This window comes from Mesorhizobium sp. L-8-3, assembly GCF_016756615.1.
GTDB lineage: Bacteria > Pseudomonadota > Alphaproteobacteria > Rhizobiales > Rhizobiaceae.
Genome location: NZ_AP023262.1, coordinates 1,968,366 through 1,992,936, shown reverse-complemented (window position 1 = coordinate 1,992,936; position 24,571 = coordinate 1,968,366). Strand labels below are relative to the sequence as shown.

Below are 24,571 nucleotides of genomic sequence, written 5' to 3'. Positions count from 1 at the left end.
TCGCGCGGCTGACGTCGTCCGCCGCGAGGACGCTTGCCGCGAACTCTCCACGGTCATCCCGAATCGAAAGCTCCCGATATGCGCATCCTTCTTGTCGAAGACGACGAACGCACCAGCCAATATCTCGCCAGAAGCCTGACCGGCGCCGGCCATGTGCCGGATGTCGTCAGGGACGGCCGCGACGCTCTGGCCGTCGGCATCCGCGAACCCTACGATCTGGCGATCGTGGACCGGATGCTGCCGGGGCTTGACGGCCTCTCCCTTGTGCGCGGCCTGCGCGCCGCCGGCGGCAAGCTGCCGATCCTGTTCCTCACCTCGATGAGCGGCGTCGATGACCGGGTCGAGGGGCTGGAGGCCGGCGCCGACGACTATCTGGTCAAGCCCTTCGCCCTTTCCGAGCTCATGGCCAGGGTTAACGCGCTCGCCCGCCGCCCGCCGCTCAGCAACGAGCGGGTCCGCCTACAGGTGGCCGATCTCGAACTGGACCTCGTCCGTCGCATCGCCAGGCGGGGCGACAACACAATCGAGCTCCTCCCACGCGAATTCGCCTTGCTGGAACTGCTGATGCGCAATGAAGGCCGCATCCTCACCAGATCGATGCTGCTGGAGCGGGTCTGGAACTTCAATTTCGACCCCCAGAGCACGGTCGTCGAGACGCATATCAGTCGGTTGCGCGCCAAGATCGACAAGCCTTTCAGGGTACAGTTGCTGCACACCACCCGCAACACCGGCTACAGCATTCATGCCCCCCGCTAGCATTGCGCGCAGCACGGCGTTCCGGCTTGCAGCCCTCTATGTCATGCTGTTCCTGGCGTCTTTCCTGGTCGCCAATATCTTCGCCTACAACATGGTCGCCGCCTACCTCTATGAAAGGCTGGATTCGCACGTGACGGAGCGGTTTCGCGAGATCGAGGCAGCCTATGATGCCAGAGGGATCGACGGCGCCGTCGCCATGATCGGCAACCATGGGCCGGCGATCCGCGGACAGGAAACAGTCTATGCACTGACGTCGGACAACGGTGCCCGGCTTGCCGGCAATGTCGAGGCGCCATCCGTACCGCGTGGCTTCTCGACGCTGCCGCCTCCGAGCGAGCCCGCCATGCCCTCGAGCTATCGGCTCCTGCGCCGCAATCTCGGCGACTTCGACCTGATCGTCGGCGTCAGCTACGACGATACCGACAGGCTGCGCGAGATCGCGCTGGTGAGCTTCGGCTGGGCGACCGCGATCGTTTTGGCATCGGGCCTGGGCGGAGGTGCATTGCTGGCCTTCAGGACACGTCGCCGCATCGCCGCGCTCTCCGCGAGGGCCAAGGCTGTCGGCGCCGGCGAACTCGCAACCCGCCTGCCCATCTCTCGCCGGCGCGACGACCTCGACATGCTCGCGGCGGAAATCAACGTCGCGCTCGCCCAGCTCGAATCCAGCGTCAATGCGATGCGTCAGGTGACGACCGACATCGCCCACGATCTGAAGACACCGATCTCGCGGCTCTATCTGCTGCTGGAGCAAGCCCGCGACGCCGCGACCGGCGGCGCCGATGTCGCCTCGATCTTGGATCATGCGCTCGACGAAGTCGCTCTGATCACTGACACTTTCGAGGCGCTGCTGAGGATCTCCCAAATCGAAGCCGGCGCGCGCAAGGGAAAAATCTCGCGCATCGACCTTTGCTCCCTGATGGACGAACTCCACGAGATCTATACGCCGATCATCGAGGATAGCGGACGCTCGCTTCGCCTGCCGAAGACAGATCGCTCGCAGGGCCTCGATGTGACAGGAGATTTCGAGCTCCTGCGGCAGATGTGCGCAAATATCCTCGACAATGCGATCAGGCATACCGACAAAGGCGCCGTCGTCACCATGGGTTGCGGGATTGCCGGGGGAAGATGCGTGATTGCGATCGCCGACGACGGTCCGGGCATACCGGAAGCGGAGCGGGCGAAGGTCTTCAAGCGTTTCTACCGGCTGGAGAAAAGCCGGACGACCGATGGCTCCGGCTTGGGTCTAAGTCTGGTGAAGGCCGTCGCCGACTTCCACGGCGCCCAGATCGTGCTGGACGACAACCATCCTGGACTGGTCGTACGCATCCTGTTCACATCGGGTCAATAAAAGCCCCGCCCGCGCGGTCAGATACGCGGGCGGGGTAGTTTCGGGTCGGGGTGAACCGTCCCTACTGGAGATGCGACCGGGACGTTATTCGCATTTCCTTGGAACGACCTGTCCCGGATCTTACATCTTTGTGATCTCCGGCGAGATCACCGGGCGTGCCGGTGGTTTCTGTCCCAGCGCTGCACAGGACCGCGGACCTCCGAGGTTCCGAAACGATCGTTGCTTCGTTTGATCAGCCCGTTCTCCAGCACCCTGTAGCTCACCGCCGGGTCGGACGCCGACACGACAACATCACCGGGGCGCCCCTCGCCGTGGATGATCGCTTCGATCCGCTTTGCCGTGGCCTCGACGCCGGGGCGCGCCGCAGGATGCGCTAGGGCCTGCCGTGCCGTCATGGGAACGGCGAGCAACAGGGCGATGACGAGATATTTCATGTGTTTCTCCTTGGATGCCGGCTCGCAGGCATCGATGATTGTCCGCAGGTCGATGCGTGGGGCCAAACGGAAGCGCAGTGATTACCTGCCCGAGTGCAGATCGGACCGGGTGATGTTCGCCGAATAGTTCCGAAGCGTCGGATCGGGATTGACGGCGACCGTGGTCCTCGGCGCGGCAGGCGCGATCGGATGGGTTCCGCCGAACGTCGACGTCCCCGCATTGTCGTCACGCGCGACCGGCGGCCGATAGTCGCCCCTGTAGGCAGGGGCCTCGCCGGCAAGGGCCGGAGCGGCGAAGAGGGGGAGCGCAATCGACGCGACGGCGACAAAACGTGTCATCTCGGTACCTTTCCTGTCCTGCAGGGCCCTGCGGTCGCGATGACCTTCAAGGGCCTCGATTGACGACCCTGGCACCGTGAGGCGGCTGCGTTCCGGCTGCTTTTCGGGAACCTTACATTCGCGCAACCGCACGCGATCGTGATCGGCGGCGGCCGCCTCCCGATGCGCCGGGCACGGTTCGAACTGTCCTGGCATCACTGCCCCGGATTCGACCGCGATCCTGTAAAAAACTGGGAAATAACAGGACGGGCCTGTTATTTCGGTATGCCGTCGAGGGCGGGGTGACGGGGCAATGCTTGCGTCGCCCTCGCCTGGCTGCTGACATCTCGCGAAGGCTCGGAGAAGACCCCCTGCCGAGACGGCTCGCCTCGTTATGCGGATATGTGCATCCTTCGGCGGCTCGGCCAGAGCCAGCGGACGCAATTCATCACGTTGAAAGCAAGCGTCAAAAATCCACTGCAAAGAACTGGGCGTTTGCAGGATCGGGCGCGAATCCCCCGGCAATACCGACGGCTCAATCGCCGGCGCGGCCCCTGCGGGCATCCTGGCAGCGGCATCAGCAGGCGCGGGCCAAGCAGCCGCGTCCTCCGGTCGATCTGATCGACCGCCGGCATCGGAAGCCCGCCGCGGCTGGTACAGGGGCGGGCGCAATTCCTCGAAAATGAAAAGATAGGTCGGAAAATCCGCGATAGGGCGGGAAAGTCAACGGCAAAAGCGGTTGGTCAGCAAGAATTGATCGCGCTCCGCGCCGAAATCCAGGCGCAGCGAGATCCGGCCCAGGGCCAATGCTGCGGCGGCGGAAGACCTGATGGCCTCACCGGACTGTGGCCGAACGGTCACAGCAATGGCAGCAAGCGGCAAAGACAAGCCCTTCTTACAGCGATGTAAGCCCCTCGCAAAATCCGGGAAAACGCCGGGGCTCCTATTCCGACCGGCTGTCGGCGGCCGGTCGCGACCGCTCCCGTCGCCAGCAGAGAACCAGCTTTTCCTAGGAGACGGGAACAATGAAATACGCAGCAATTCTGCTCGGCTCGGCTGCCGGACTGATCGGCGTGCCGCTGGCCCAGGCGGCCGACGCGGTCGTCGTGGCCGAACCGGAGCCGGTCGAATATGTCCGGGTCTGCGAAACCTACGGCGCGGGCTTCTTCTACATCCCCGGCACCGAGACCTGCCTCTCGGTCAACGGCTGGATGTGGTACCAGATCGGCGCCGAGGGCTACAAGAATTCCAGCGACACGCCGGCCTTCATCGGCGGCGCCGCCGATGCCGATGGCTGGATCAAGAGCAGCAGGGCGCGACTGAACTTCGACGCCCGGTCCGAGACCGACTGGGGCACGCTGCGCAGCTTCATCCGCCTCGAGGCGGAAGGCGTCTCGACCGGCGGTGTCGACTTCCCCGTCGGTGTCGACCAGGCTTTCGTCCAGCTGGGCGGTTTCTACGCCGGCTATACGGAATCGGCGTGGTCCGCGACACGCAACGGCGGCGCCTCCAACTGGGGCGCCCATTCTTATTACGGCATGTATTACGGCTACAGCCAGGCGCAGCAGATCGGCTACGACTTCACCGGCGCCTACGGCCTGTTCGGTACGGTCTCGCTGGAGGACGACGCGCTGGCCGGCGACGGCTACATGCCCGACATCGTCGCCAAGGTGGGCGTCAACCAGGGCTGGGGCTCGGTCTGGGCCAAGTTCGGCTATGACGAGAGCCGGCCCGGCGCCTTCGCCGACGAAGCAGGCTGGGGCGCCGGGCTCGGCCTGCAGCTCAACGTGCCGAACAGCCCCGGCTCCTCGCTCCGCATGCTCGCCTTCTACTCCGACAGCGACAACACCTACGGTTCGTCGAGCGCGCTCGGCGTCAACTCCGAATGGTCGGTTCTGGGCTCCTACTTCCACCAGTTCACGCCGGAATTTGCCGCCTCGGCCGCCTTCCAGTATTTCGGCGACCTCTATTCGGACGTCGGCTCCGACGTGAGTTCGGGCCTCAACGCCTATGGCGCCGAGTTGAACCTCGTCTGGTCGCCGGTGCTGAATTTCGAAATCAGCAGCGAGATCCATTTCGACAAGGTCGACGGCCTCGACGGCACCCCGTCCGGCTTCCTCCGTTTCAAGCGCTACTTCTGAGAACGCTTCGGCTCGCCGGCGCCCGGAACTTCCGGGCGCCGGCGAACCACTCGCACCAGCTTACGCTCGCACGGAATTCGCCCTTCCGATCCTGCTCGCTTCCGTCGCGAATGCGATGTCGCAGATCATGGGTCGAGATTTCCTTCGAAGAAGGAACGGCGGCAGTGTCCTTCGACGACGCACTGGCCGACATCGCCGCCCTGACCGCTGCGACCGCCGAAGCCGGCTATCGGTCGCGTCCGTCCAGGGATCCAGCCGATGAGTGACCGGGTCCCGGTCGTATCCGGCACTATTCGCGACCCCGACGTCTCAGGGAGGGGGACAGACCACATGACGGTCCTGCGGAGCACGATCACTTGCCCCGGCTGCGGGCATCGGGAGACCGAGACGATGCCGATCAACGCCTGCCGGTTCCTCTACGACTGCAAAGGCTGCGGAGCGCTGCTGCACCGCTGCGCTGCTGCGCAGATATTTGTCGAGCGCCGCAATCGCGAACACGACAATGGCGAGGGTCAGGACAGGCTAGCGCCATCCCGCCTGTCCATCATGCCGTCCCTGGCGATAGCCCAAGCCGGGCGGAACCGACCGGTCGCGCCTCGGCAGCATCAATGCGACCGGATGAGTTCCCCATAGGCTTCCATCAACGCGCAATGGCAGCGCGCATGATCCCGAATGCCCGGTTCCCGTTCCAAGGTCTCCAGGGCGCGCAACAAATGCTCGGCGACATCCGGCCTGTTTGCCCGGCACGCAACCTTGAAGAGTCTGACGATCTCGCGCTCCAGCCTGTCGCCGCGTTCTGCCATCCCCGGCTCCTCCGAGTTTTGGAAGAGCTTACCGCTTCCAGCAACTGGAGGGTCAAGTTCGCCGTTTATCGAGAGGAGATATCGTCATCCGGATCCGGCCGCGGTCCGGGAATCCATACCAATCGCCGGCACGGCCCCTCCGGGCCGCTTGGCTTTCGCGCCAACGGGCGAGGGTCACGCCCAACGGTATGAAATCAGCCCAAGGCAAAGTCCGGCATTTCGAGCCGGAAGGGCGCCGATTTCAAGCCTGGAAAGGTTCTGTTTTCTGCTCTTGCGGTGAGTAAGTGCGCCATGTTCAATTTTGAATTGAAATTCAGAGCTTTCGCCGAAATTCAGAAAATTTTCTTAATGATATCGAACTTAGAGTAAGGCTTTACGCGAAATGCTGTACGTTCTTGATCGAGCTAATGTCTTTTTTTGAGAAAGCGCTGCACGTTTTCGGAAGGAATGCCTTAGATTCGGGTTGAGATACCAATCTATACATAGTACAATCAAACAACCGTAACGGTGAGGTCTCGCTATGCCAGACATATCGGACTACCTGACCACCTTCCGAAATGGGCTCGCCGCACTCAGCCTTGGCGAACAGAAACTCATCTTCGACGGCCTCCCGGCTGCCTACCAGGCTGCACTCTGGCAGGACCGGCTGCGCGAGGGGATCGAGGCGGTGTACGACAAAGGGCAGAAGGCGACGCTGTCGGATCTCGCCGAGCGGTTGCGTCCCGAAAGCTACTCGGACCCCAAGAAGAACAAGGCAGCGGTGGCATATATCGACAAGTTGGCGCCGAGGCTGGAAAAGCTCTTTCCCGATTTCACGCTATTGCAAAAGTACACTCAGTACCTTGGCGATGGTGCTTGCAAGAGCCCGGTCATCATGCAGGCCGGCGGAGCCTTGCCAGCCTGCGAATGTCGTTCCGCCGATTCGGGATTGCTGCGAGGCAATCCCTGTGGCGCGCTGATTCAATGCCGCGCCGGCGGCTGCACCCCGGTCAGGGGCTGCGGCTTTTTCTGGCTGCAGATCTGCGACGGTCTATGCACGGGGCAGTTCGGTCCGTGAGCCTCCAGGGCCGCGCGTCGTCGGAGAGGTCGCAACGTTCTCGCGAGGAGACGTCATCATCCGGGTCCGACCGCGATCCGGGAGCGCATGCGGCGGAACTTCGAGATTGCGGCTGCGGGCCCTGCCCCCCTCGGCACAATCGTGGATCGAGCCGTGGCAGAAGCAGAACCATCCAGTCGTAGGGACCGCGGGGATCATCGTCCCTCCGGCCGAGCGGAATGCAACCGGCCGGTGGCGACCGTTCCTGTCGCCAGGCGTTCCGGTGCCCGCCAACTCAGGTCGGCGGGATGGCGACCTCGTCGGCGGCTTCCTCGATCCGTTCCATGTCGTCGTCGGAAAGGCCGAAATGATGTCCGATCTCATGGATCAGCACATGGGTGACGATGGCGCCCAGCGTCTCCTCGTTCTCGGCCCAATAGTCGAGAATGGCGCGGCGGTAGAGCGTGATGCGGTTGGGTCCCTCGCCGGTCTGCGGGGTCCAGCGTTCGGCGATGCCGCGGCCCTCGAACAGGCCGAGCAGGTCGAAAGGCGTCTCCAGCGATAGGTCGTCCATGATCTCGTCGGTCGGGAACTCGGAAAGCTGGATGATGATCTCGCCGGTGAGGGTGCGGAACTCCTCCGGTAGATGGGCATAGGCTTCCAACGCCAGAAGTTCCATTTCCTCGATCGACGGCGACAGCTGGTCGTGCCAGGCTCGGGTCTGATAGATGCGGGCCATTCTTTGTCCTTTTGGCGGGATATAGCCTTTCGGCCGGCATTTCTCAAACTGGATGTGGTTCGCCTTATTCATGAAGACGACAGCACAGGGCGCCACGCTTAAGGAATAAATTCTCAATCGGCACGCTTGACTCTTGAGGCCGGCTCTGGAATCCATAAGAACATAACAGGAACAGACCGGAAGCAACCGACATGGCGACCTCCGCCGTGGCGCGGGAAACTATTTTGTCCTTGCGCCGGAAAATCGCCAGGATCGAAGGCACTCTCGCCGAGCGGTTCGATGCCCCGCCCGCCCCGGATGTCGCGGCTGTGCCGGCCGCGGCCGACGGCGTGATCCTGCGCCAGGCCGGCCTGGCAGCCAAATCCCGGCTTTCGGCGGGGCTGAGGACGGGAGTGGCACGCCTCGACGCCGCACTCGGCGGCGGGCTGCCGGAAGCCGCGCTGACCGAAATCCACGGCCCCGATGCCCGCGACGCTGGCGCCGCCGCCGGCTTTGCGATGGCGCTGGCCGGGCTTGCCCGCAAATGTCATGCCGGCGCCCCCATATTGTGGATCGGCACGGGTGAAGCCTTCCGCGAGGGGGGTTTTCCCTATGCGCCCGGGCTTCTTGCTTTCTGTGGGCTGGCGCCGGGCGACCTGCTCGTCTCTGATGTGCAGAAACCCGCCGACGCCTTGTGGGTCGCGGAGGAAGCCGCCCGGCTGAGCGGCCTCTGCGCCGTCTTCCTGGAAATACGCGGCAATCCGCACAGGCTCGACCTCACCGCGACGCGCCGGCTGCATCGGCGAGCGCAGATCGCCGGGCATCCCGTCTTCCTGCTGCGCCAATCGGCCGCGCCGGAACCGACGGCCGCGCCGCTTCGCCTCGTCGTATCGGCTGCCCCCGCCACGCCGCGCGCGACGGTGGCCGGCCCGCTCGCCGGCTCCGTCGGCCATCCGGCCTTTTCCGTCGGCATCGACAAGAGCCGTTTTGCCCTTGCCGGGCAGTTCATCGTGGAATGGAACCCCCATGACCTCTCATTTCAGGAAAGAGGGTCAGAGAATCCTGACTCTATGGTTCCCCTATCTCAGCGCGGAGCGGATCCTGCGCCAGCGGCTGGGTCGGTCCTGGCGTTCCGGTCCGGCGAGCGCCAGGCCGCCGCTCGTCTTCAGCCATCGCGAGAACAACACCCAGTGCATCGCCGCCCTCGACGAGCAGGCTGAGGCGTTGCGCCTGAAGCGCGGCATGGGCATCGCCGACGCCCGCGCCATGCATCCTTCCCTCGACGTCGTGGAGGCCGATCCGGAGGCCGACCGGCGGCTGCTCGAAAGCCTGGCCGACTGGTGCGATCGCTACACGCCGCTGGTGGCGCTCGAGGGAGGGGACGGGCTGTTCCTCGACATCACGGGCTGCGCCCATCTCTTCGGCGGCGAAAGGGCGATGCTGGACGACCTCCTGCTGCGGCTTTTCCACCAGGGTTTTTCCGCACGGGCCGGCCTTGCATCCACGCCGGGAGCGGCCTGGGCCGGAGCGCGTTTCTCCTTGTCCCCTATCGCGCCGGGCGACGAGGCGGCGGCGCTGGCGCCCTTGCCGCTCGCCGCCTTGCGGATCGCCCCAGAAACCCGCAGCGGCCTCGAAAGCGTCGGGTTGCGAACGGCCGGCGTCATCATGGCGGCGCCGCGCGCGCCGCTCGCGCGGCGCTTCGGCAAGGGGTTGCTGATCCGGCTCGACCAGGCGCTCGGCCGGATCGACGAGGCGATCTCACCGCGCCTGCCGGTCGCCGACCTTTCGGCCGAACGGCATCTGGCCGAGCCGATCATGCTCACCGATCATATCGAGGAGCTGGCCTTCATCCTCGCCACGACGCTGAAGAAGGGCCTCGAACGGCGCGGCGAAGGCGCCCGGGCGCTCGAACTGGCGCTGTTCAGGGTGGACGGCGCCGTCTCACGCATCGCGGTCGGTACGTCGCGGCCGCTGCGCGAGCCGCGTCTGGTCCGGCGCCTGTTCCACGAAAGGCTGACGGCGGCAGAAGGAGTGATCGACGCCGGCTTCGGTTTCGACCTCGTCCGCCTCTCCGTGCTTCAGGCCGCGCGTCTGGAGATCGGGCAGGCCGATCTCGGCGGCGTGGAGACAGACGAGGGCGAGGAACTCGCCGTCTTCGCCGACCGGGTGCGCGCCCGGCTCGGCCAGACGGCGGTGCTGCGGCCGCTGATGGTCGAAAGCCGCATTCCCGAACGCGCCGCGATCGCCGTTCCCTTCGCCGAGGCAGCCGGCGGTCCCGCCGCCAGGGAGCAAGTGCGCGGACATGGACCGGCCGACAGGCCGATCCGGCTGTTCCGACCTCCCGAGCCCGTCGAGGTGATGATGGCCGAGATTCCCGAAGGACCGCCCGCGCGGTTCCGCTGGCGGCGCGCCCTGCACGACGTCGCCCGCGCCGAGGGGCCCGAGCGCATCGCCCCGGAATGGTGGCGCGAGAAAGAGGATGCGGCCACGCGCGACTATTTCCGCATCGAGGACGCCAAGGGCCGCCGCTACTGGCTCTTCCGGCAAGGCTTCTACGGCGCCACGGAGGCTACGCCGCGCTGGTACATGCACGGAATCTTCGCATGAACGCGCCCTATGCCGAATTCGCCGTGCAATCGAATTTCTCCTTCCTGCGTGGCGCGTCGCGGCCGGAGGAGTTGCTCGTCTCGGCGCAGCGTCTCGGCTTTTCGGCGATCGGGCTCGCCGACCGCAACACCGTGGCGGGCGTGGTGCGCGCCTGGCAGCAGGCCAAGGTGGACGGTTTTCCCTATCATCCCGGCTGCCGCCTGGTGTTTTCCGACGGCACGCCCGACATCCTCGCCTATCCCCGGGACCGCGCGGGCTGGGGCCGGCTGTGCCGCATGCTGACCGAAGCCAATATGCGGGGCGAGAAAGGCAATCCGGATCTGCGCCGCGACGATCTCCTTGAATGGGGTGAGGGCCTGTCGCTCGCCGCACTGCCCGATCTCGCCGCCCATGGGGAAGAGCAGGACGCCTTCCTCCGCCAATTGAAGGAGCGCTTCGGCGAAGCCTTGTGGCTGGCCGTCTCGCCGGATTATTCGGGCAATGACCGCTTCAGGCTGGAACAGGCGGCCGCGATCGCGGCGGCCTGCGGCCTGCCCCTGATGGCGGTCAACGACGTGCTCTATCATGCGCCGGAGCGTCGTCCCCTGCAGGACGTGCTGACCGCGATCCGGCTCAACGTGCCGGTGGCCGAGGCGGGTTTCGACCTCATGGCCAATGCCGAACGTCACCTGAAGGGCCCGGCCGAAATGGCGCGGCTCTTTCGCCGCCACCCCGAGGCGCTGGCCGAGACGCTGCGTTTCGCCGGAACGCTGAGGTTCTCCCTCCAGCAGCTCGAATACAACTATCCCGACGAGCCGACCGAATCCGGCCTGGAACCGCAGGCCGAGCTGGAAAGGCTGACCTGGGAGGGCGCGAAGAACCGCTATCCGGACGGTGTTCCGAAGAAGGTGGAGGAACTGATCCGGCACGAGCTCGGCATCGTCGAGAGGCTGAACTATGCGCGCTATTTCCTCACCGTCCACGATATCGTCAGCTTCGCGCGGAGGAAGAAGATCCTCTGCCAGGGGCGCGGTTCGGCCGCCAATTCGGTGATCTGCTTCTGCATCGGCATCACCGAGGTGGGTCCCGATATCATCGACTGCCTGTTCGAGCGCTTCATCTCCGAAAAACGCGGCGAGCCGCCCGACATCGACGTCGATTTCGAGCATGAGCGCCGCGACGAGGTGATCGCCTATATCTACGAGAAATACAGCAGCAAGCGTACCGCACTTGCCGCCTCGGTCGTCACCTATCGCGGCCGTTCGGCATTGCGCGAGGTCGCCAAGGCGATGGGCCTCTCCGAGGACGTCATGAGCGCGCTCTCCGGATCGATCTGGGGCTGGTCGTCCTCCGAGCTCGGCGGGAGGGAGACCCGGGCGGCCGGCTTGGCCGAGGCCGATCCCGTGACGCGGCATGTGATCGCCCGGGCGAACGAGATCCTCGGCTTTCCGCGCCATCTCTCCCAGCATGTCGGCGGTTTCGTCATCACCAGGGACCGGCTCGACGAGATCGTACCCATCGTCAAGACGGCGATGGAAGAACGCATGATGGTCGAATGGGACAAGGACGACCTCGATGCGGTGAAGATCCTGAAGGTCGACGTGCTCGCGCTCGGCATGCTCTCCTGCCTGCGGCGGGCGCTCGATCTCCTGGAAGCGCATTACGACGAGCGCGATCCCCATGACAGGCGGCTGGAGCTGGCCACGATCCCGGCGGAGGACGAGCGCGTCTACGACATGATCTGCCGGGCCGACACGCTCGGCGTCTTCCAGATCGAATCGCGCGCCCAGATGAGCATGCTGCCGCGGCTCAGGCCCCGCGAATTCTACGATCTGGTCATCGAGGTGGCGATCGTGCGCCCCGGCCCGATCCAGGGCGACATGGTCCATCCCTATCTGCGCCGGCGCCAAAAGAAGGAAGAGGCCGAATATCCCAAGGAAGAGCTGAGGGAGATTCTCGGAAGAACCCTCGGCGTGCCCCTCTTCCAGGAACAGGCCATGAAGATCGCCATCGTGGCCGGCGGCTTCGCGCCCGACGAGGCCGACCAGCTGCGCCGCGCCATGGCGACCTTCAAGCGCACCGGCACGATCGGCAATTACAAGCAGCGCATGATCGACGGCATGGTCAGGAAGGGCTACGAGCGGGATTTCGCCGAGCGCTGCTTCAAGCAGATCGAGGGCTTCGGCGAATACGGCTTCCCGGAAAGCCATGCCGCGGCCTTCGCGCTGCTGGTCTATGCCTCCTGCTGGCTCAAGACCTTCTATCCCGACGTCTTCTGCGCCGCGATCCTGAACTCGCAGCCGATGGGCTTCTACAGGCCGGCGCAGCTTGTGCGGGACGCGGCCGACCACGGCGTCGACATCCGGCCGGCCGACGTCAATCTTTCCGATTGGGACTGCACGCTCGAAGCCTTCACCTTCGATCCGTCGCGGGTCGCGCCGCGCCATGACGAGATGCGCGGCGTCATCCGCAGCAACCATGCCGTCAGGCTCGGCTTCCGCCAGATCAAGGGCCTGTCCGAGGAACGCATGATCGAATTCGTCGCCCGCCGCGGCGACGGTTATCATTCCGTGCACGACGTCTGGCTGCGTTCGGGGCTCGACATGGGCGAGATCGGACGGCTGGCCGAGGCCGACGCCTTCCGCTCGCTCGGCCTCGACCGGCGCGCCGCGCTCTGGGCGGTCCGGGCGCTCGACGCCAGGAACGCCGCCCAGCGCCTGCCGCTCTTCGACCGGCCGGAACTGCGGCTGGCCGACAACGAGCCGAAGACGGCGCTGCCGGCCATGCCGCTTGGCCAGCATGTGATCCATGATTATGAAGCGCTGGGCCTGTCGCTCAAGGCGCATCCCGTTTCCTTCCTGCGCACAAGGCTCGACCGCGCCGGCGTCACCCCGCACGGCCGATTGTCCCTGGTGCGCGACGGCCGGCGCGTCTCGGTCGCCGGCCTCGTCCTGGTGCGGCAGCGGCCGGGCAACGGCAATGCGATCTTCCTCACGCTGGAGGACGAGCAGGCCGTGGCCAATGTCATCATCTGGCCCAGGATCTTCGACCGCTACCGTCCAGCGGTGATGGGTGGGCGTTTCATCCGCGTCGACGGGCGGCTGCAGTCGGAATCCGGCGTCATCCACATCGTCGCCGACAGAATCGGAGACCTGACCCATTGGCTGGGCGAGCTTTCCGAACAGGCGCGCTTCCTGCGCGGGCTCGCCGACCAGCGCAAAGCAAGGGAGAGTGATGGTCCAACCGGAACATCAGGTGGAGCGAATGTCGTCCGGCTTCCCGCGAAACCGCCCTCGGTGGTCGACGACTACGAGGATCTCGCCCGCGCCCCGGGTCAGGTCATGCCGAAGGGGCGGAATTTTCAGTAGAAGATGGTGAATGGTGAATGGTGAATGGTGAATGGTGAATGGTGAATGGTGAATGGTGAATGGTGAATGGTGAATGGTGAATGGTGAATGGTGAATGGTGAATAACGAACGCGGTGCGCGCCGGTCCGTCAACTTCTTAACCATTCACCATTTTACCATTCACCATTCACTCTTCTATCTGCCGCGCCTCCGACGGCAGCATCACCGGAATGCCGTCGCGCACGGGATAAGCGAGCCCCGCAGCCTTCGATATGAGCTCGCAGCTTTCGGGAACCCAGGTCAGCGGGCCTTTGGTCAGCGGGCAGGCCAGAAGCTCGAGCAGCTTGGTGTCGATGGCAACGCTGCGCTCGTCCTTGACCATGCCGCCCTCACTGCAGGCTCGAGCCGAAATCGTCCTGCTCGCGGGCCAGCGCCATCTCGGTGATCGCGATCAGCGTGTCGGCCCGCGTCTTCAGGTCGGGCGATTCCAGAAGCGCCTGCTTCTCGGCCGGCCCGTAAGGCGCCATCATGGAGAGCGCATTGACCAGCATCGCATTGTCGGCGCGGCTGACGCTTTCCCAGTCGGCGTCGAGGCCATTGGCTTCGAGATAGGAACGAAACGCCTTGAGCAGGGCCGGACGGTTGACCTCCCTGGCGCCGCTCTCCTCGTCGAGATCGCCGGCGAAGGGCGTGATCCGGCACTGCCGGAAGGGAGTCCTGACCGTTATTTCCTCGGTGACACGGAAGCGGCATACGCCCTGCAGCGCGATCAGATAGCGGCCGTCGCCGGTCTCGGAGAGCGACGTGATCCGGCCCAGACAACCGACCTGACACAGCTCCGGTTCCCCGTCGCCGCGCAGCCGGCCGTCGAGGCTCGGCTGGATCATGCCGATGATCCGCTGGCCGCCGATCGCCTCGTCGATCATCTGCAGATAGCGCGGCTCGAAGATGTTGAGGGGCATGCGCCCGCCAGGAAGCAGCAGTGCCGCCGCCAGCGGGAACACCGGTATTGTGGCAGGCAGGTCCTTGCCCCGCCGGTAATAAGCATTTCCCGCCTGCACGGCGATCGCCTTTCCGTGTCAACAGTCCCTATCTGGCGCTTGCCGGCCCGAAGTCGAGCCGCACGGGAAGCGCAAGCCGTTCCTTCTTACGAAAACAGCACCGACGACAGCTTGCGCCGGGCCGCGAGGGTTGCTTCGTCCGTCGGCCCCCACGCCTCGAAGAACTTCACGAGCTGTGCCCTGGCGCCGTCATCCTGCCAGCTCCGGTCGGCCTTGACGATGGCGAGCAGGTTGTCGGCCGCCTCCATGCGCTTGCCCTCGGCATTCTGGATCATGGCGAGGTCGAAGCGGGCCTGATGGTCCTTGGGGTTTGCGGCAAGCCGGCTCTCGAACTCCGCGGCGTTGCCGAGTGAGGCGGCTTGTTCCGCGAGCGCGATCCTGGTGCGGATGGCGGCGAGTGCCGGAGCATCCTTCTTCTCGGCCGGCGCGCCGTCGAGCAATGACAGCGCCCCCTGGGCGTCCCCGCTCTCCAATACCAGTTCGGCCAGACCCGCCAGCGCCTCGACATTGTCGGGGAACTGCTCGACCAGCGCCGAATAGATGTCGGCCGCGGTCCGGGCGTCGCCGGCGGCCCGCGCCTCGGTGGCTGCAGCGAGCGCCTCGGCGATACCCGTCTCGGCTTCGCCCTTGCCGCCGACGCGCTGGATGAATTCCTTCACCTGGCTCTCGGGGACCGCGCCCATGAAGCCGTCGACCGGCTGGCCGTTCTTGAATGCGATGACGGCCGGGATCGACTGGATGCCCAGTTGCCCGGGGATGGCCGGATGGTCGTCGATATTCATCTTGACCAGCTTGACGCGACCTCCGGCGGCCTGAACCGCCTTCTCCAGGACCGGGGTCAGTTGCTTGCAGGGGCCGCACCACGGCGCCCAGAAATCGACCAGCACCGGCTGTTTGCGCGATTCCTGGATCACGTCGGCACTGAAGTTGGCCGTGGTCGTGTCCTTGATCAGCGTCTTGTCCGCGCCTGCGGGCCCGTTACCCTGCGGAGTGCCGAACTGCACGTTGGTGGCGTAGCCGCCGCCATTTCCTGCATAGGGATTGTTCTTGTCGTCCATCGTCATCCTCTCGGCCGGTCGGATTTCCCTGCGCCGTCAGGCGCCTTGCGGCTCCATGTGGCGATCACTGGGAAACTTTCAAGATAACAGCTTCGTGGCCCGTCGCATTCAGAAATCTGAGCAGGTCGTCGGCCGCGATCGACGTCGTCGCCTCATTGGTCAGCGGATGGGCATTGACGATGCCGTGCGCGAGCAAGGGTTCGTCGATCACCACCCTCACCTTGCCCCCGGTATCGTTGATCGCGCCGAAGGCGGTGACGGCGCCCGGGATCACGCCAAGCAGGTCCATCAGGGCTTCCGGCTTTCCGAACGAGACCCGGCTCGCGGCACCGATCGCCTGATGGATCGTCTTCAGGTCGACGGTTGCGTCCTCCTCGACCGTGACGAGAAAGAAATTATCCTTCTTATCCTTCAGGAAGAGGTTCTTGGTGTGGCCGCCCGGGATCTCGCCGCGCAGCGACTGCGAATCGGCGACCGTGAACAGCGGCGGATGGCTGACCGTCTTCACCGCGATGCCAAGCCCGTCGAGGAAGGCGAAAAGGTCGGCCGGCGTCTTCGGCATGTCTGGTCTCCGCTTGCTCGAAAAACCGTCTATGGCGAAAAGCGGCGCGGCCGCAAGTCCCGCCTCATGTTTTGGCGGCAATGTCGCCCGACGGCACGAGGCGCGTCAGCCCTGCCTGCCGCTACGGCACGGAAAACTGGAACCAAAACGGGGCATCGAGCCGCCGATTTCCCCAAAAACGGCACTTCGAAAAAAGATGACGGACCCCTGTTGCAATCCCCGCGCTCTTCGGCCATATAGGCGCGGCTTGCGGCGGAGACGCCGCGCGAGCGGGTGTAGCTCAGGGGTAGAGCACAACCTTGCCAAGGTTGGGGTCGAGGGTTCGAATCCCTTCGCCCGCTCCAGTTTCCGCAAGGAAGTCAAGTATTTGCAAAGGCCGCCAGATCGGCGGCCTTTTGCTATTGGCGCCATATCGCCACCATGTCGCCACGGCGTGCAAATACGGTCTTCGTTAGGGGCACGGAAACGCCTCCTGCAAAGCGTCCAGGGCCACCGAAGACCATTCTCGTGAAGTTCTCAGGATGCCGATCCGAATAGCGGACGAAACCGTCAGGATCTGAGTGAGGGTGGGACTGTTCCGGGCGCGCAAATCAGGAAAAAGGGTGGCGCGTGGTTTTTCCCCACTATCGTCCACCATTCCCACAGCCCCTAGTTCAAATGCGCAGCGAACCGGTACCGAGTTGTTTACGGCCGGCGACCTACGCCCTTCGGAACAGTTTTGACCGAGGGATGACGATGCTGAAGAAGACCGTTGGAATCACTGCCGATGAACAAGCGACTGCCCTAAGTCCGCTCAAGAGCATGGCCGCATTGATTAGGGCTGGTGATGTTGAAGGCGCCTTGTCGCTTGCGGAAGGGAGCGAGGCCGTTGAGCGACAGGAGGCTCCGGCGAAAATCAACCTCGATAATCCGATGTTGTCTATCGAACTGCGCCAAGTTCTGAAGACGCATGCAGCGGCGAGGCGGGATCTGAATGACAAGTGCATCCTCGTTGATGCGAAGGAACTCGGTCGCGAACCGACGCGCAAGGATAAGGCGATTTGGGATAAGGCAGATCACGTTGAGCGGGAAGCGCTGATGGCTCTATGCAGCCTTCCCGTAGTGACCGACTCGGACCGCGTCGCGAAGGCCGCGTATCTCTTAGACTTCGGCTGCTGCTCAGAACTGCAGCCCGAGCATATGGAGGCCCTTTTGGAGTCGATGGTCAACGCACCGGCATCGGGAGCGAGCTGGAGATCGGCGTACTACGACTTGGAAAGCGAAATCCATGACGCGGTTAACATGACGATGGTGCTCTCTGACTTGCTGGCAGACCTTTTTGGAAGTGTGACCGTTGACAGCAACTTCATTTACCGCGTTGAGGAATGGGATGGTACGAAGGCCCTGTTCTTAGGAGGACAAGCTGTCGACAAAGCCAAAGCCATCCTGACGGTATGGAAAGCGGGCTTTGCGAAGAACGGGTGTGAATAGGCAGATGCGGGTAAGATTCGATCTCTTTTGAGGGCGATCGTATATTTGACAACCCACGACCGACTCGCTTAGCTTTCTTACCCAGTGGCACAGAGGGCTTGGGTTATGTCTGACGAAGAACGGATTGCGCAACTTGAAGCTGAGGTAACGAGGCTTAGACGTGCCCTTACCGACTTGCAAAAATCTGTAAAGGCTCTTGTCGATTCTAAGCTGGTCACTCATGGGCAATTGAAAGAAGCGGTCCCTCAGATTCTAGCAAAGCTTTCACGTCGCTAGCAGTTAGGTCGCACCGCGAATAAGCAGTCGATTATGTTGTTGCGCGGCATGATCGGCTTTGCCGCCGAGCGGCTGATGGAGCCGGGAACAGGGCGAGGGCGTCGAGATCCGCAATCCCGCTTGGTCCCACTCCGGCATCTCGCTGGCATCCTGCTCGCCGTCCACGATATCGACGCGGCCGAAGCGATCGGGTAGCGCCTGGTTGAAGGCGCTGGACCATCCTAGCGACGGCTCGTCTTCGGAATCGTCCCGCTCCAGGTCCTGGAAGCCGCCATAGTCGCCAGCAAGCCAAGGCTCGTTATCCTCGTCCTGCTCGATGTTCTCGTCTCCGTCCGCCTCGTCCAGTATGGACAACAAGACCTCTATCGTGGCCTCGATGCGACGGCGCCAAGATGGGGAGAGCGGCAGGAAGTCAGAAGGGCACGGGCGCGCGGTCATGCCTATGCCCTCGCTCTTGCGGCTTCCACTGCTGCGAGAAGGTTGACCGGTGGATCCTCGACCATGGAAACCATGATCCGAATTGCGTACTCCTCGACAATCTCCGCATTGTCCGAGCTGATACTGGCGAACTCGACGAGGTAGGCCATCTTTGCGCTGGCCTCCGCCATGTCGGCAGGGCGGTAGTCTATGACGCCCCAAAAGGCGACCCATTGCCGATCGCACGCAGCGTTCAAGGCCGTTTCGAGTTCGGCTAGACCGCTCTCGGCATAGGCCTCGCGACGGGCCGCCCCGGGGGCATGAAGCTTAAGGTCCACCCGGTAATAGACAGCGCAATAGGCCTTGTCTGCTGTCTCAACGCCCACGATAGCGGCCTGATGCTCCGCAATGAGAGCGTCCAGGCTCTTGACCGCCCCTGCAGCCGCTACGGCGGCTGCAGTTGACATTGTGGCCACGGCAGGCGGAACCGCCCGGAGGAATGACCGACGCGTCATCATGACGGCACCGACATGTTTGCCGTGCTATCGCCCTCGCCGAGGATCGAGCGAAGCAGCGTTACCGTGTCGGCCTGTTCCAGCGGGAAATAGCCGCCCCGGGGACCCAGCTCCAGTATAGCCCGCGCCTTCGCTGTGATGTCGGCCTGTGACCGGCAGGGGAGCGCTAGCAGGTGCTGGAAAGTCTGGTAGGCGACCCAGGCGGCGGCCGAGATCTGGTCATCGTCTCCAGCGTCCAGCGCCGCCACATGGTCGTCTATGGCGCGGGAGCAGATGTTGACGGCGTTCTGCATCGCATGGGGGTTTACCTGCACCCACTCGACGCGATCGATGGGCGGGGTAGGCTGGATGCTTTCGAAGCAGACCGGATGACGAGCGCGCCCGACGGGGTAGATGCGAGCCACCCAATAGCTACCCGGGCCGCCGATTTCGTTGTTCCAGTCCTTGAGGGCGTAGGCCAGATCCTTTGCGATCCGGCGCACCTTGTCGTACGGAAGCTCGTCAGCAGGCTCTGCGCTGGCCATTGCAGGGGCAACGATGGGTTTGCACCCGGAGAGGGCGGCGACTGCGCCAGCGGCAGCGGTAAGAGCCTTGCGGCGGTTGATTTCAGGCAAGCCTTCGGCGGCTGCCCGGACAGAGTTCCGGGTCATTGCAATTCTCCTGGGTTGTGATGGGCGCTGGTTAGTGCTGGTGGATCGAAGTGGCCGGCATGTCGGAGAAATCGTCCGGAGCGGCCCGACCTATTCCGGCAAGGGCATGTGTGAGCGCCCTCAAGGCGTCGGCTGTCAGAACGAACTTGGCGACGATGGTACGCTCTTTCTCGCCGCGCGTTCCGTACAGGCTGCGTTGCTCAGAATAGAAGGCGCAGCGAAACAGGTTGGGCGCGATTTCTTCCGCAAGCGCGAGACCGGCAACAACCTTGTCCTCCACGTAGAAAGGCTCAGAAAAGGTGACTTCCTTCGACATTTCAGTGGCTCCATATCAAGCTGCGAGAGCGGCGAGTTCGCTCGCCAGCTTTCGGCGGAGCGGCTCAACGTTTTGCTGGAATGAGCGGGTATCGAGAGTGGCGAGTTCGTAGCGGATGGCCTCGGCCCGGATCTGAGCCATGGACTTTGTAGCGCGGTGAGCCTCGCCCCATGCACAGCGGAGGCAGTAGGCGAAGTTGGAGCGATCGAACCGCCGCCGGCCGTATTGCGCACGGTAGCGCTTCCAAGCCTGGTTCATGATGTCGGTACGATTGAACATTGAAGGCTTCCCGTTGTGTTTTTAAGGCAATCTGTTATCTGTATCGCCCAACGGTAACGGGTTGTCAATCTTTTAATGCAATGCATTGTGTGAAAATATCAACGGAGTAAGCCTTTATGCTAAACGCTGCGCAAATCAGGGCTGCAAGAGGCCTGGTCAACTGGACGCAACCGGAGCTAGCCAAACAATCCGGGCTGGCGCTCGGGACCATCCAGAGGATGGAAAAGATCGGGACGGGCCGAAGCTCAGTTGCGAACGTGGAGGCGGTACAGAGGGCGCTTGAAGCTGCCGGCGTGGCGTTCATCCCCGAGAACGGGGGCGGGGCCGGTGTGAGGCTGGCGCGCCCTGGTCGAGAAGACGAGGGCAAGCGTCCGGACGAACTCAACGCAACGAATGACGACTAGGAGAGACAGAGCACTGAGACGGCTGCGAAAGCTGGTCCGCGTCCCGGTGGGGCCGGTCCGGTGGGGCAGGTAGCGGCGGATTAGCGATAGCGCTATATTCCCTCCGTTCATGGGGGGGCCGTGATATGCGTTTTCTATCTGCCGTCCTTGTCTCGGGGTTACTTTCCTCAAGTGTGCTCGCTGCAGACATTTCACGCGATTACCTGTCAGTGAACGGAAGGAATACCCCAGTTGTCCGCATTGAAGGGCCGCTGCTCAATGGAGATGCTTTCCGGTTCAAAGATGTCGCTCGGGAGATTCAAGGGGCAGCCGTTCTGTTGAATTCCGAGGGCGGGAATTTGGAAGCCGGAATAGAGATAGGACGGACCATCCACAGGGCCGGCTACGACACCATTGTTCAAGATATCTGCGCGTCGGCATGTGCTCTTGCGTGGCTTGGTGGAAGAATCAGGTTTGCAACGGAAGGTGCCCGGATCGGCTTTCATGTGGCCTACGACGACGAAGGTGATGTACCGAAAGAATCGGGTATGGCTAATGCTGTGGTTGGCCTTTTCTTAGGTGAATTGGGGTTTGGCCAGAACGTGGTGATCTACGCCACATCGGCACCTCCAGAGGGCATGCAATGGCTTTCTTTGCGAGATGCCGCATTGTTGGGGATTGATGTGACTGCGTTGTCTCGGAGTGCAATTGAACGCGCGTCACCCGCGGCACCTTCGATCGTTCAGACCAAGCGGATAGTAGCACCTCAAGAGTCCACGCCTGTCCCGACGCCGAGGGGGTCATCACCTCCTCTAAATCCCGGGTCTAGACGGGTCGTCAATCCTGCGTCGATCGATGAATTCCTTAGATCACTTCAAGGGGGCCCAAAGGAGCCGGCACAGCCAGTGACCAATCCTGCAAAATTGGATGGCCGCTTTGAGGAGAAGGCGAGAAAGGCCATTGAACAAGCCGAGAGGGAGCGCGATGCTCGTCTGAAAGCACAAAAGGGCACTGCGCCATAGTACGCCGGATCAACCTCGCTCCTGCTGTTCTGCTCCTGTTTTCAGCGTCGATTGCTGCTGCCGGCGACGAAACCGAAGTAATTGGTCGCGCGTCCGTTATCGACGGCGACACGATCGAGATCCACGGCCAGCGGATCAGGCTCCACGGCATCGATGCGCCAGAGAGCCGGCAGCTCTGCAGCGACGAGGCGGGGGAGGCCTACCGGTGCGGCCAGGTCGCCGCGTTCGTCCTCGACGACTTCCTGAGCGCCGCTTCGCCGACGACCTGCCATGAGGTCGATCGGGATAGATACGGCCGGATGGTCGCCCGATGCACTGCTGGTGACCAGGACGTGGCGGAATGGCTCGTCAGGAACGGTCACGCGCTCGACTGGCCGAAATACAGCAAGGGCGCCTATGGCAGGGCCCAGGAAGCCGCACGGGCGGCGCGCGCCGGCATCTGGCGCGGTCGCTTCGAATGGCCGTGGGAGTGGCGGAAAGCGCGCCAGCCGGCGGGATAGTCACCGTTCGTTCACGCTGAGCGAGTTGCTGCATTGACGGTATGGGCGTCAGCCGCCATCGTGTCGCCATGGTCAGGCTGCGGGCAGCATTGAAGTCGATTGGCCGCTACCTATGTCCGTGAAGGCCTCGATAACTCCATCACTTAATCGGCCTTGCGGCCAAGCTCCCAAGCAGCTTAGATTTTCGCTGGAGGGGGCAGAATATGGCAGCGCCATCATTTCGCATGTTCATTGACGACACTGGGAATGTGCATTCCCGTGTAAGCGACCATCCTCAGAGTCGCTATGCCGGCATTGTCGGCGTGATTGTGAGCCTCGATTATTTGTACAATCGCTTTGAGCCTTCCTTCGAGCTGCTAAAGGTTAAGCACTTCGGGAATAATCCTCCCATACTGCACCTTCGGAAGATGAAAAAAGCCGAAGGGCGATTTCAATCCTTGAAAGACGCTGACGTGCGAGCGGCTTGGGAGAAAGATTGCTTTTCTATGTACGAGCGCGCCCAATACACAGTCATCTCTGTCTGCGTTGACAAGGCCGCATTCTACGCCGCGCACCCGAATTGGCATGGCGGCATATACCGCATGCTCGTTGGGAATGCCATCGAGCGCTATTTCTACTTTCTTCGAAGCAACAATGCCGTTGGCGACGTCATGTCAGAGGCCACCAACTCTCAACTGGATGGCGAGCTAAAGGCCCTCTATCGATCGTTCTATGAAGGTGGGACTGACCATATACCAGAAGCGAGATTGCGGCCTCGGCTTTCATCAAAGGAGATAAAGATCCAGCCGAAAGTCGACGACATCGCAGGCCTACAACTGGCTGACCTATTGGCCTCCACCTGCTTCTCCCACTGCAAGCGGATTTATACTGGGGGGCCAGAATTCGACGCCTTTGCTATGAAAGTCGCGGCGCTTCTGGAGGCTGAGAAGTTTTACCGTAGCCGGAGCGGGAATCCCAATGGATACGGAAGAATCTGGCGCCCCTAAAAAGCTAAACGGCCCGGTGACGGGCCGCCCAAGCTGGTGCGCTTGTCCCTCCAACAAGCCGTTGGATTAAGCACACATTAGCGCGTCCACTTCGCAGTTTCCAGAAAAATTCGTTCTGTCAGTCAACATCCTGACATCAATCACATGTCCCTGGGTTCGCGCTGAGATGAGTGCGATAGGTCGATGCCGCGACTGAACGCGGGTTGGTCGAAGCGTTAGTCAGAGTACCTGCACTATCTTTACTGACGCCCTAAACTGACGCCTAGTCCGGCAAGTCGTAGGCTCTGGAAATTCATATTTCTATCGAGGCCAACAGTTGGAGCGCTTTCTGGATCAGGTCCCGCGTCTCTCTCCTGGCCTCGATCGCCTTCCGCGTCTGCTTGCCATGGACATATCGGCCATGGAGTGAGCCGCAGGGCGCACCTCCCCGAGCGCCATGCATTCGGCAGACTTTCTTACCGCGCACGGCCGGCGCCTTGCACTGGAATCCGCTGCGCTTGCTCTTGGCCGTACAGCGCGGGGCCAAATGCATGAGGTTAACGGGCGAAAGCTTCATGACCCGCCCCTATGCCCCCGGGCTGACGAAACGTTACCGACGACAGCTTGGCCGCCGGCCTCAACGTTGACGCGCTCGACAATGACGCGCTGCTCGCCTTTGCTCCGATATTTCTTGAGCGCCTCGACCTGAGCCGAGAAGGTGCGGGCGAGCTTGTTTAGCGCCTTCTCGTTCTGGTCCAATTGAGCTGGCGTTTTTGCGTGGTTGAGGCGCCGCGCCATCGCCACGGTCGCGATATGCACCGCGGCCATTTGTGTTGCGAGCATGGTTTCAATCTGGTCCTGAGGCTCGATGCCGGTGACGAGCGACATCGCGAAATTGAGACCCTGAGCGTCCGGATCAGCGCCGCCCTGAATGCCTATGTTGCCGATCTGGTTGACTATGCCGGCGGTGAAGATGCTGTCTGCAGTAGCGAGCGACTCCCTTAGAAGGGCGCAAGCCGTATCGAAGTCCGGATGATCGAAAGTCACCTCCTTCGCTGCCGGGTCGTCGACTACGGTCTTGAAGCGCACCATAGGCAGTCGCGCTTTTCTTCTGGCCTCCTGCGCCTCCAGCGCTGCTCTTTCGCGCGGTGTCGGATCGTAGGGGGCCGATGGCAACGCGGGTTTGTCGGCGGCCCGCGTTTCTGCTGGCTTCGTATTGTCCGCAACGAGCTGGGGCTTGTGCATGGCATTGCCCTTTGCCGGGACTGTCGCGCCGCAGTCCATCAATGCTTCAGATCGATCGTGCCAATCGCTGCAATCAACTCGGCATGCGCTTGGCTGGCCGCCTCGAGCAGGAATTGGCCGAGGTCGTAGAGGCCGGCCGCCGCATCGTGATTGCCTTCCCGTCGCCGAACATCCGCCGCAGCGTGGCACCCCCGAGCATGGGCGATGAGCTGGAACGGCCGATCAGCGAGTGAAATGCTCCCGTCCATCAGAACATCGGCGATGGCGTCGGCCGCAGTGTCGTTGTCCAGACCTTCCGCAATGCTCGCGGTGATCTGGTGCAGGAGATCGGGATAGGTCGGGATCTGGGCCACTTCCGTATTCAT

The 24,571-nt window shown here is 63.0% G+C and carries 28 protein-coding genes and 1 tRNA gene; 13 read left to right on the top strand and 16 right to left on the bottom strand.

The window, feature by feature from the left end:
* Positions 1 to 78 precede the first annotated feature (78 nt).
* Together JN302_RS09395 and JN302_RS09390 are read left to right on the top strand one after the other, a co-directional pair.
* A complete protein-coding gene (locus tag JN302_RS09395) occupies positions 79 to 756 on the top strand; it encodes a winged helix-turn-helix domain-containing protein (RefSeq protein ID WP_202311659.1) in 678 nt (225 codons plus the stop codon).
* Positions 743 to 2,104 (top strand): sensor histidine kinase, encoded by a 1,362-nt coding sequence (locus JN302_RS09390; protein ID WP_202332692.1) that lies wholly within the window; start codon positions 743 to 745, stop codon positions 2,102 to 2,104. The genes JN302_RS09395 and JN302_RS09390 overlap by 14 nt, the downstream gene beginning before the upstream one ends.
* Before the next feature lie 146 nt (positions 2,105 to 2,250).
* Here JN302_RS09390 and JN302_RS09385 read toward each other — a convergent pair whose 3' ends face one another.
* Together JN302_RS09385 and JN302_RS09380 are read right to left on the bottom strand one after the other, a co-directional pair.
* A complete protein-coding gene (locus JN302_RS09385) occupies positions 2,251 to 2,538 on the bottom strand; it encodes a hypothetical protein (RefSeq protein ID WP_202311652.1) in 288 nt (95 codons plus the stop codon).
* A gap of 81 nt (positions 2,539 to 2,619) precedes the next feature.
* The gene (locus JN302_RS09380; protein ID WP_202311650.1) at positions 2,620 to 2,877 is read right to left on the bottom strand and encodes a hypothetical protein; all 258 of its coding nucleotides are present in this window, start codon (positions 2,875 to 2,877) and stop codon (positions 2,620 to 2,622) included.
* Between the two features lie 1,004 nt (positions 2,878 to 3,881).
* Here JN302_RS09380 and JN302_RS09375 point away from each other — a divergent pair.
* Together JN302_RS09375 and JN302_RS39915 are read left to right on the top strand one after the other, a co-directional pair.
* Entirely contained in the window at positions 3,882 to 4,997 is a 1,116-nt protein-coding gene (locus JN302_RS09375) for a porin (RefSeq protein ID WP_202332691.1), read from the top strand.
* 258 nt (positions 4,998 to 5,255) lie between these two features.
* Positions 5,256 to 5,630: a GDCCVxC domain-containing (seleno)protein gene (locus tag JN302_RS39915; RefSeq protein ID WP_446720719.1), complete on the top strand. Its 375-nt coding sequence runs from the start codon at positions 5,256 to 5,258 to the stop codon at positions 5,628 to 5,630.
* Here the strand turns inward: JN302_RS39915 and JN302_RS09370 are convergent.
* Positions 5,603 to 5,800: a hypothetical protein gene (locus JN302_RS09370; protein ID WP_202332690.1), complete on the bottom strand. Its 198-nt coding sequence runs from the start codon at positions 5,798 to 5,800 to the stop codon at positions 5,603 to 5,605. The genes JN302_RS39915 and JN302_RS09370 overlap by 28 nt on opposite strands.
* 520 nt (positions 5,801 to 6,320) lie before the next feature.
* Between JN302_RS09370 and JN302_RS09365 the strand changes: the two genes are divergently transcribed.
* Entirely contained in the window at positions 6,321 to 6,857 is a 537-nt protein-coding gene (locus tag JN302_RS09365; RefSeq protein ID WP_202332689.1) for a bacteriocin fulvocin C-related protein, read from the top strand.
* A 274-nt stretch (positions 6,858 to 7,131) separates the two neighbouring features.
* On the opposite strand, the gene JN302_RS09360 is transcribed toward JN302_RS09365, so the two are convergent.
* A complete protein-coding gene (locus JN302_RS09360; RefSeq protein WP_202311640.1) occupies positions 7,132 to 7,575 on the bottom strand; it encodes a metallopeptidase family protein in 444 nt (147 codons plus the stop codon).
* Positions 7,576 to 7,766: 191 nt separating this feature from the next.
* Between JN302_RS09360 and JN302_RS39080 the strand changes: the two genes are divergently transcribed.
* From JN302_RS39080 to JN302_RS09350, 3 genes are read left to right on the top strand one after another with little or no spacing between them, the layout of a single operon-like run.
* Positions 7,767 to 8,774 carry an ImuA family protein gene (locus JN302_RS39080; RefSeq protein ID WP_244846266.1) on the top strand — a complete coding sequence of 336 codons (1,008 nt, stop codon included), beginning with the start codon at positions 7,767 to 7,769 and terminating at the stop codon, positions 8,772 to 8,774.
* A complete protein-coding gene (locus JN302_RS09355) occupies positions 8,656 to 10,161 on the top strand; it encodes a Y-family DNA polymerase (protein ID WP_244743504.1) in 1,506 nt (501 codons plus the stop codon). Before JN302_RS39080 ends, JN302_RS09355 begins: the two co-directional genes overlap by 119 nt.
* On the top strand, positions 10,158 to 13,508 hold the full coding sequence (locus JN302_RS09350) for an error-prone DNA polymerase (protein ID WP_202332688.1): 3,351 nt from the start codon (positions 10,158 to 10,160) through the stop codon (positions 13,506 to 13,508). The genes JN302_RS09355 and JN302_RS09350 overlap by 4 nt, the downstream gene beginning before the upstream one ends.
* Positions 13,509 to 13,674: 166 nt before the next feature.
* On the opposite strand, the gene JN302_RS09345 is transcribed toward JN302_RS09350, so the two are convergent.
* The 4 genes from JN302_RS09345 to JN302_RS09330 all read right to left on the bottom strand — a co-directional run bounded on the left by JN302_RS09345 (position 13,675) and on the right by JN302_RS09330 (position 16,168).
* Complete coding sequence (locus tag JN302_RS09345; RefSeq protein ID WP_202311637.1) at positions 13,675 to 13,869, bottom strand: Trm112 family protein; 195 nt, start codon at positions 13,867 to 13,869, stop codon at positions 13,675 to 13,677.
* A gap of 7 nt (positions 13,870 to 13,876) precedes the next feature.
* The gene (locus tag JN302_RS09340) at positions 13,877 to 14,548 is read right to left on the bottom strand and encodes an LON peptidase substrate-binding domain-containing protein (protein ID WP_202311636.1); all 672 of its coding nucleotides are present in this window, start codon (positions 14,546 to 14,548) and stop codon (positions 13,877 to 13,879) included.
* 86 nt (positions 14,549 to 14,634) lie between these two features.
* Complete coding sequence (trxA, locus tag JN302_RS09335; protein WP_202311635.1) at positions 14,635 to 15,606, bottom strand: thioredoxin; 972 nt, start codon at positions 15,604 to 15,606, stop codon at positions 14,635 to 14,637.
* A gap of 64 nt (positions 15,607 to 15,670) precedes the next feature.
* Positions 15,671 to 16,168, bottom strand: coding sequence for a prolyl-tRNA synthetase associated domain-containing protein (locus JN302_RS09330; protein WP_202311634.1), 498 nt, complete (start codon positions 16,166 to 16,168; stop codon positions 15,671 to 15,673).
* Between the two features lie 269 nt (positions 16,169 to 16,437).
* Here JN302_RS09330 and JN302_RS09325 point away from each other — a divergent pair.
* Both JN302_RS09325 and JN302_RS39075 read left to right on the top strand, forming a co-directional pair.
* Positions 16,438 to 16,512, top strand: a tRNA-Gly gene (locus tag JN302_RS09325).
* A gap of 391 nt (positions 16,513 to 16,903) precedes the next feature.
* Positions 16,904 to 17,638 (top strand): hypothetical protein, encoded by a 735-nt coding sequence (locus tag JN302_RS39075; RefSeq protein ID WP_244846265.1) that lies wholly within the window; start codon positions 16,904 to 16,906, stop codon positions 17,636 to 17,638.
* A 279-nt stretch (positions 17,639 to 17,917) separates the two neighbouring features.
* On the opposite strand, the gene JN302_RS09310 is transcribed toward JN302_RS39075, so the two are convergent.
* The 5 genes from JN302_RS09310 to JN302_RS09290 are packed head-to-tail and all read right to left on the bottom strand — an operon-like array spanning position 17,918 to position 20,091.
* Entirely contained in the window at positions 17,918 to 18,352 is a 435-nt protein-coding gene (locus JN302_RS09310) for a hypothetical protein (RefSeq protein ID WP_202332685.1), read from the bottom strand.
* A 2-nt stretch (positions 18,353 to 18,354) separates the two neighbouring features.
* On the bottom strand, positions 18,355 to 18,849 hold the full coding sequence (locus JN302_RS09305; RefSeq protein ID WP_202332684.1) for a hypothetical protein: 495 nt from the start codon (positions 18,847 to 18,849) through the stop codon (positions 18,355 to 18,357).
* Entirely contained in the window at positions 18,846 to 19,496 is a 651-nt protein-coding gene (locus tag JN302_RS09300; RefSeq protein ID WP_202332683.1) for a hypothetical protein, read from the bottom strand. Before JN302_RS09300 ends, JN302_RS09305 begins: the two co-directional genes overlap by 4 nt.
* A gap of 31 nt (positions 19,497 to 19,527) precedes the next feature.
* Positions 19,528 to 19,812, bottom strand: coding sequence for a hypothetical protein (locus tag JN302_RS09295; RefSeq protein ID WP_202332682.1), 285 nt, complete (start codon positions 19,810 to 19,812; stop codon positions 19,528 to 19,530).
* Between the two features lie 15 nt (positions 19,813 to 19,827).
* Positions 19,828 to 20,091, bottom strand: a complete 264-nt coding sequence (locus JN302_RS09290) for a hypothetical protein (protein WP_202332681.1) — start codon at positions 20,089 to 20,091, stop codon at positions 19,828 to 19,830.
* Positions 20,092 to 20,620: 529 nt separating this feature from the next.
* On the opposite strand from JN302_RS09290, the gene JN302_RS09285 reads away from it, so the two are divergent.
* From JN302_RS09285 to JN302_RS09275, 3 genes are all read left to right on the top strand, one after another.
* Complete coding sequence (locus JN302_RS09285) at positions 20,621 to 21,496, top strand: COG3904 family protein (RefSeq protein ID WP_202332680.1); 876 nt, start codon at positions 20,621 to 20,623, stop codon at positions 21,494 to 21,496.
* Positions 21,493 to 21,996, top strand: coding sequence for a thermonuclease family protein (locus JN302_RS09280; RefSeq protein WP_202334238.1), 504 nt, complete (start codon positions 21,493 to 21,495; stop codon positions 21,994 to 21,996). The genes JN302_RS09285 and JN302_RS09280 overlap by 4 nt, the downstream gene beginning before the upstream one ends.
* 203 nt (positions 21,997 to 22,199) lie before the next feature.
* A complete protein-coding gene (locus JN302_RS09275) occupies positions 22,200 to 22,982 on the top strand; it encodes a DUF3800 domain-containing protein (RefSeq protein WP_202332679.1) in 783 nt (260 codons plus the stop codon).
* Between the two features lie 292 nt (positions 22,983 to 23,274).
* Here the strand turns inward: JN302_RS09275 and JN302_RS39600 are convergent, their stop codons facing one another.
* Genes JN302_RS39600 through JN302_RS09265 form a run of 3 tightly spaced genes read right to left on the bottom strand, consistent with a single transcriptional unit; the run spans position 23,275 to position 24,571 of the window.
* On the bottom strand, positions 23,275 to 23,514 hold the full coding sequence (locus tag JN302_RS39600; protein WP_274609280.1) for a hypothetical protein: 240 nt from the start codon (positions 23,512 to 23,514) through the stop codon (positions 23,275 to 23,277).
* Positions 23,515 to 23,534: 20 nt separating this feature from the next.
* On the bottom strand, positions 23,535 to 24,206 hold the full coding sequence (locus JN302_RS09270) for a hypothetical protein (RefSeq protein ID WP_202332678.1): 672 nt from the start codon (positions 24,204 to 24,206) through the stop codon (positions 23,535 to 23,537).
* A gap of 38 nt (positions 24,207 to 24,244) precedes the next feature.
* Positions 24,245 to 24,571, bottom strand: coding sequence for a hypothetical protein (locus JN302_RS09265; RefSeq protein WP_202332677.1), 327 nt, complete (start codon positions 24,569 to 24,571; stop codon positions 24,245 to 24,247).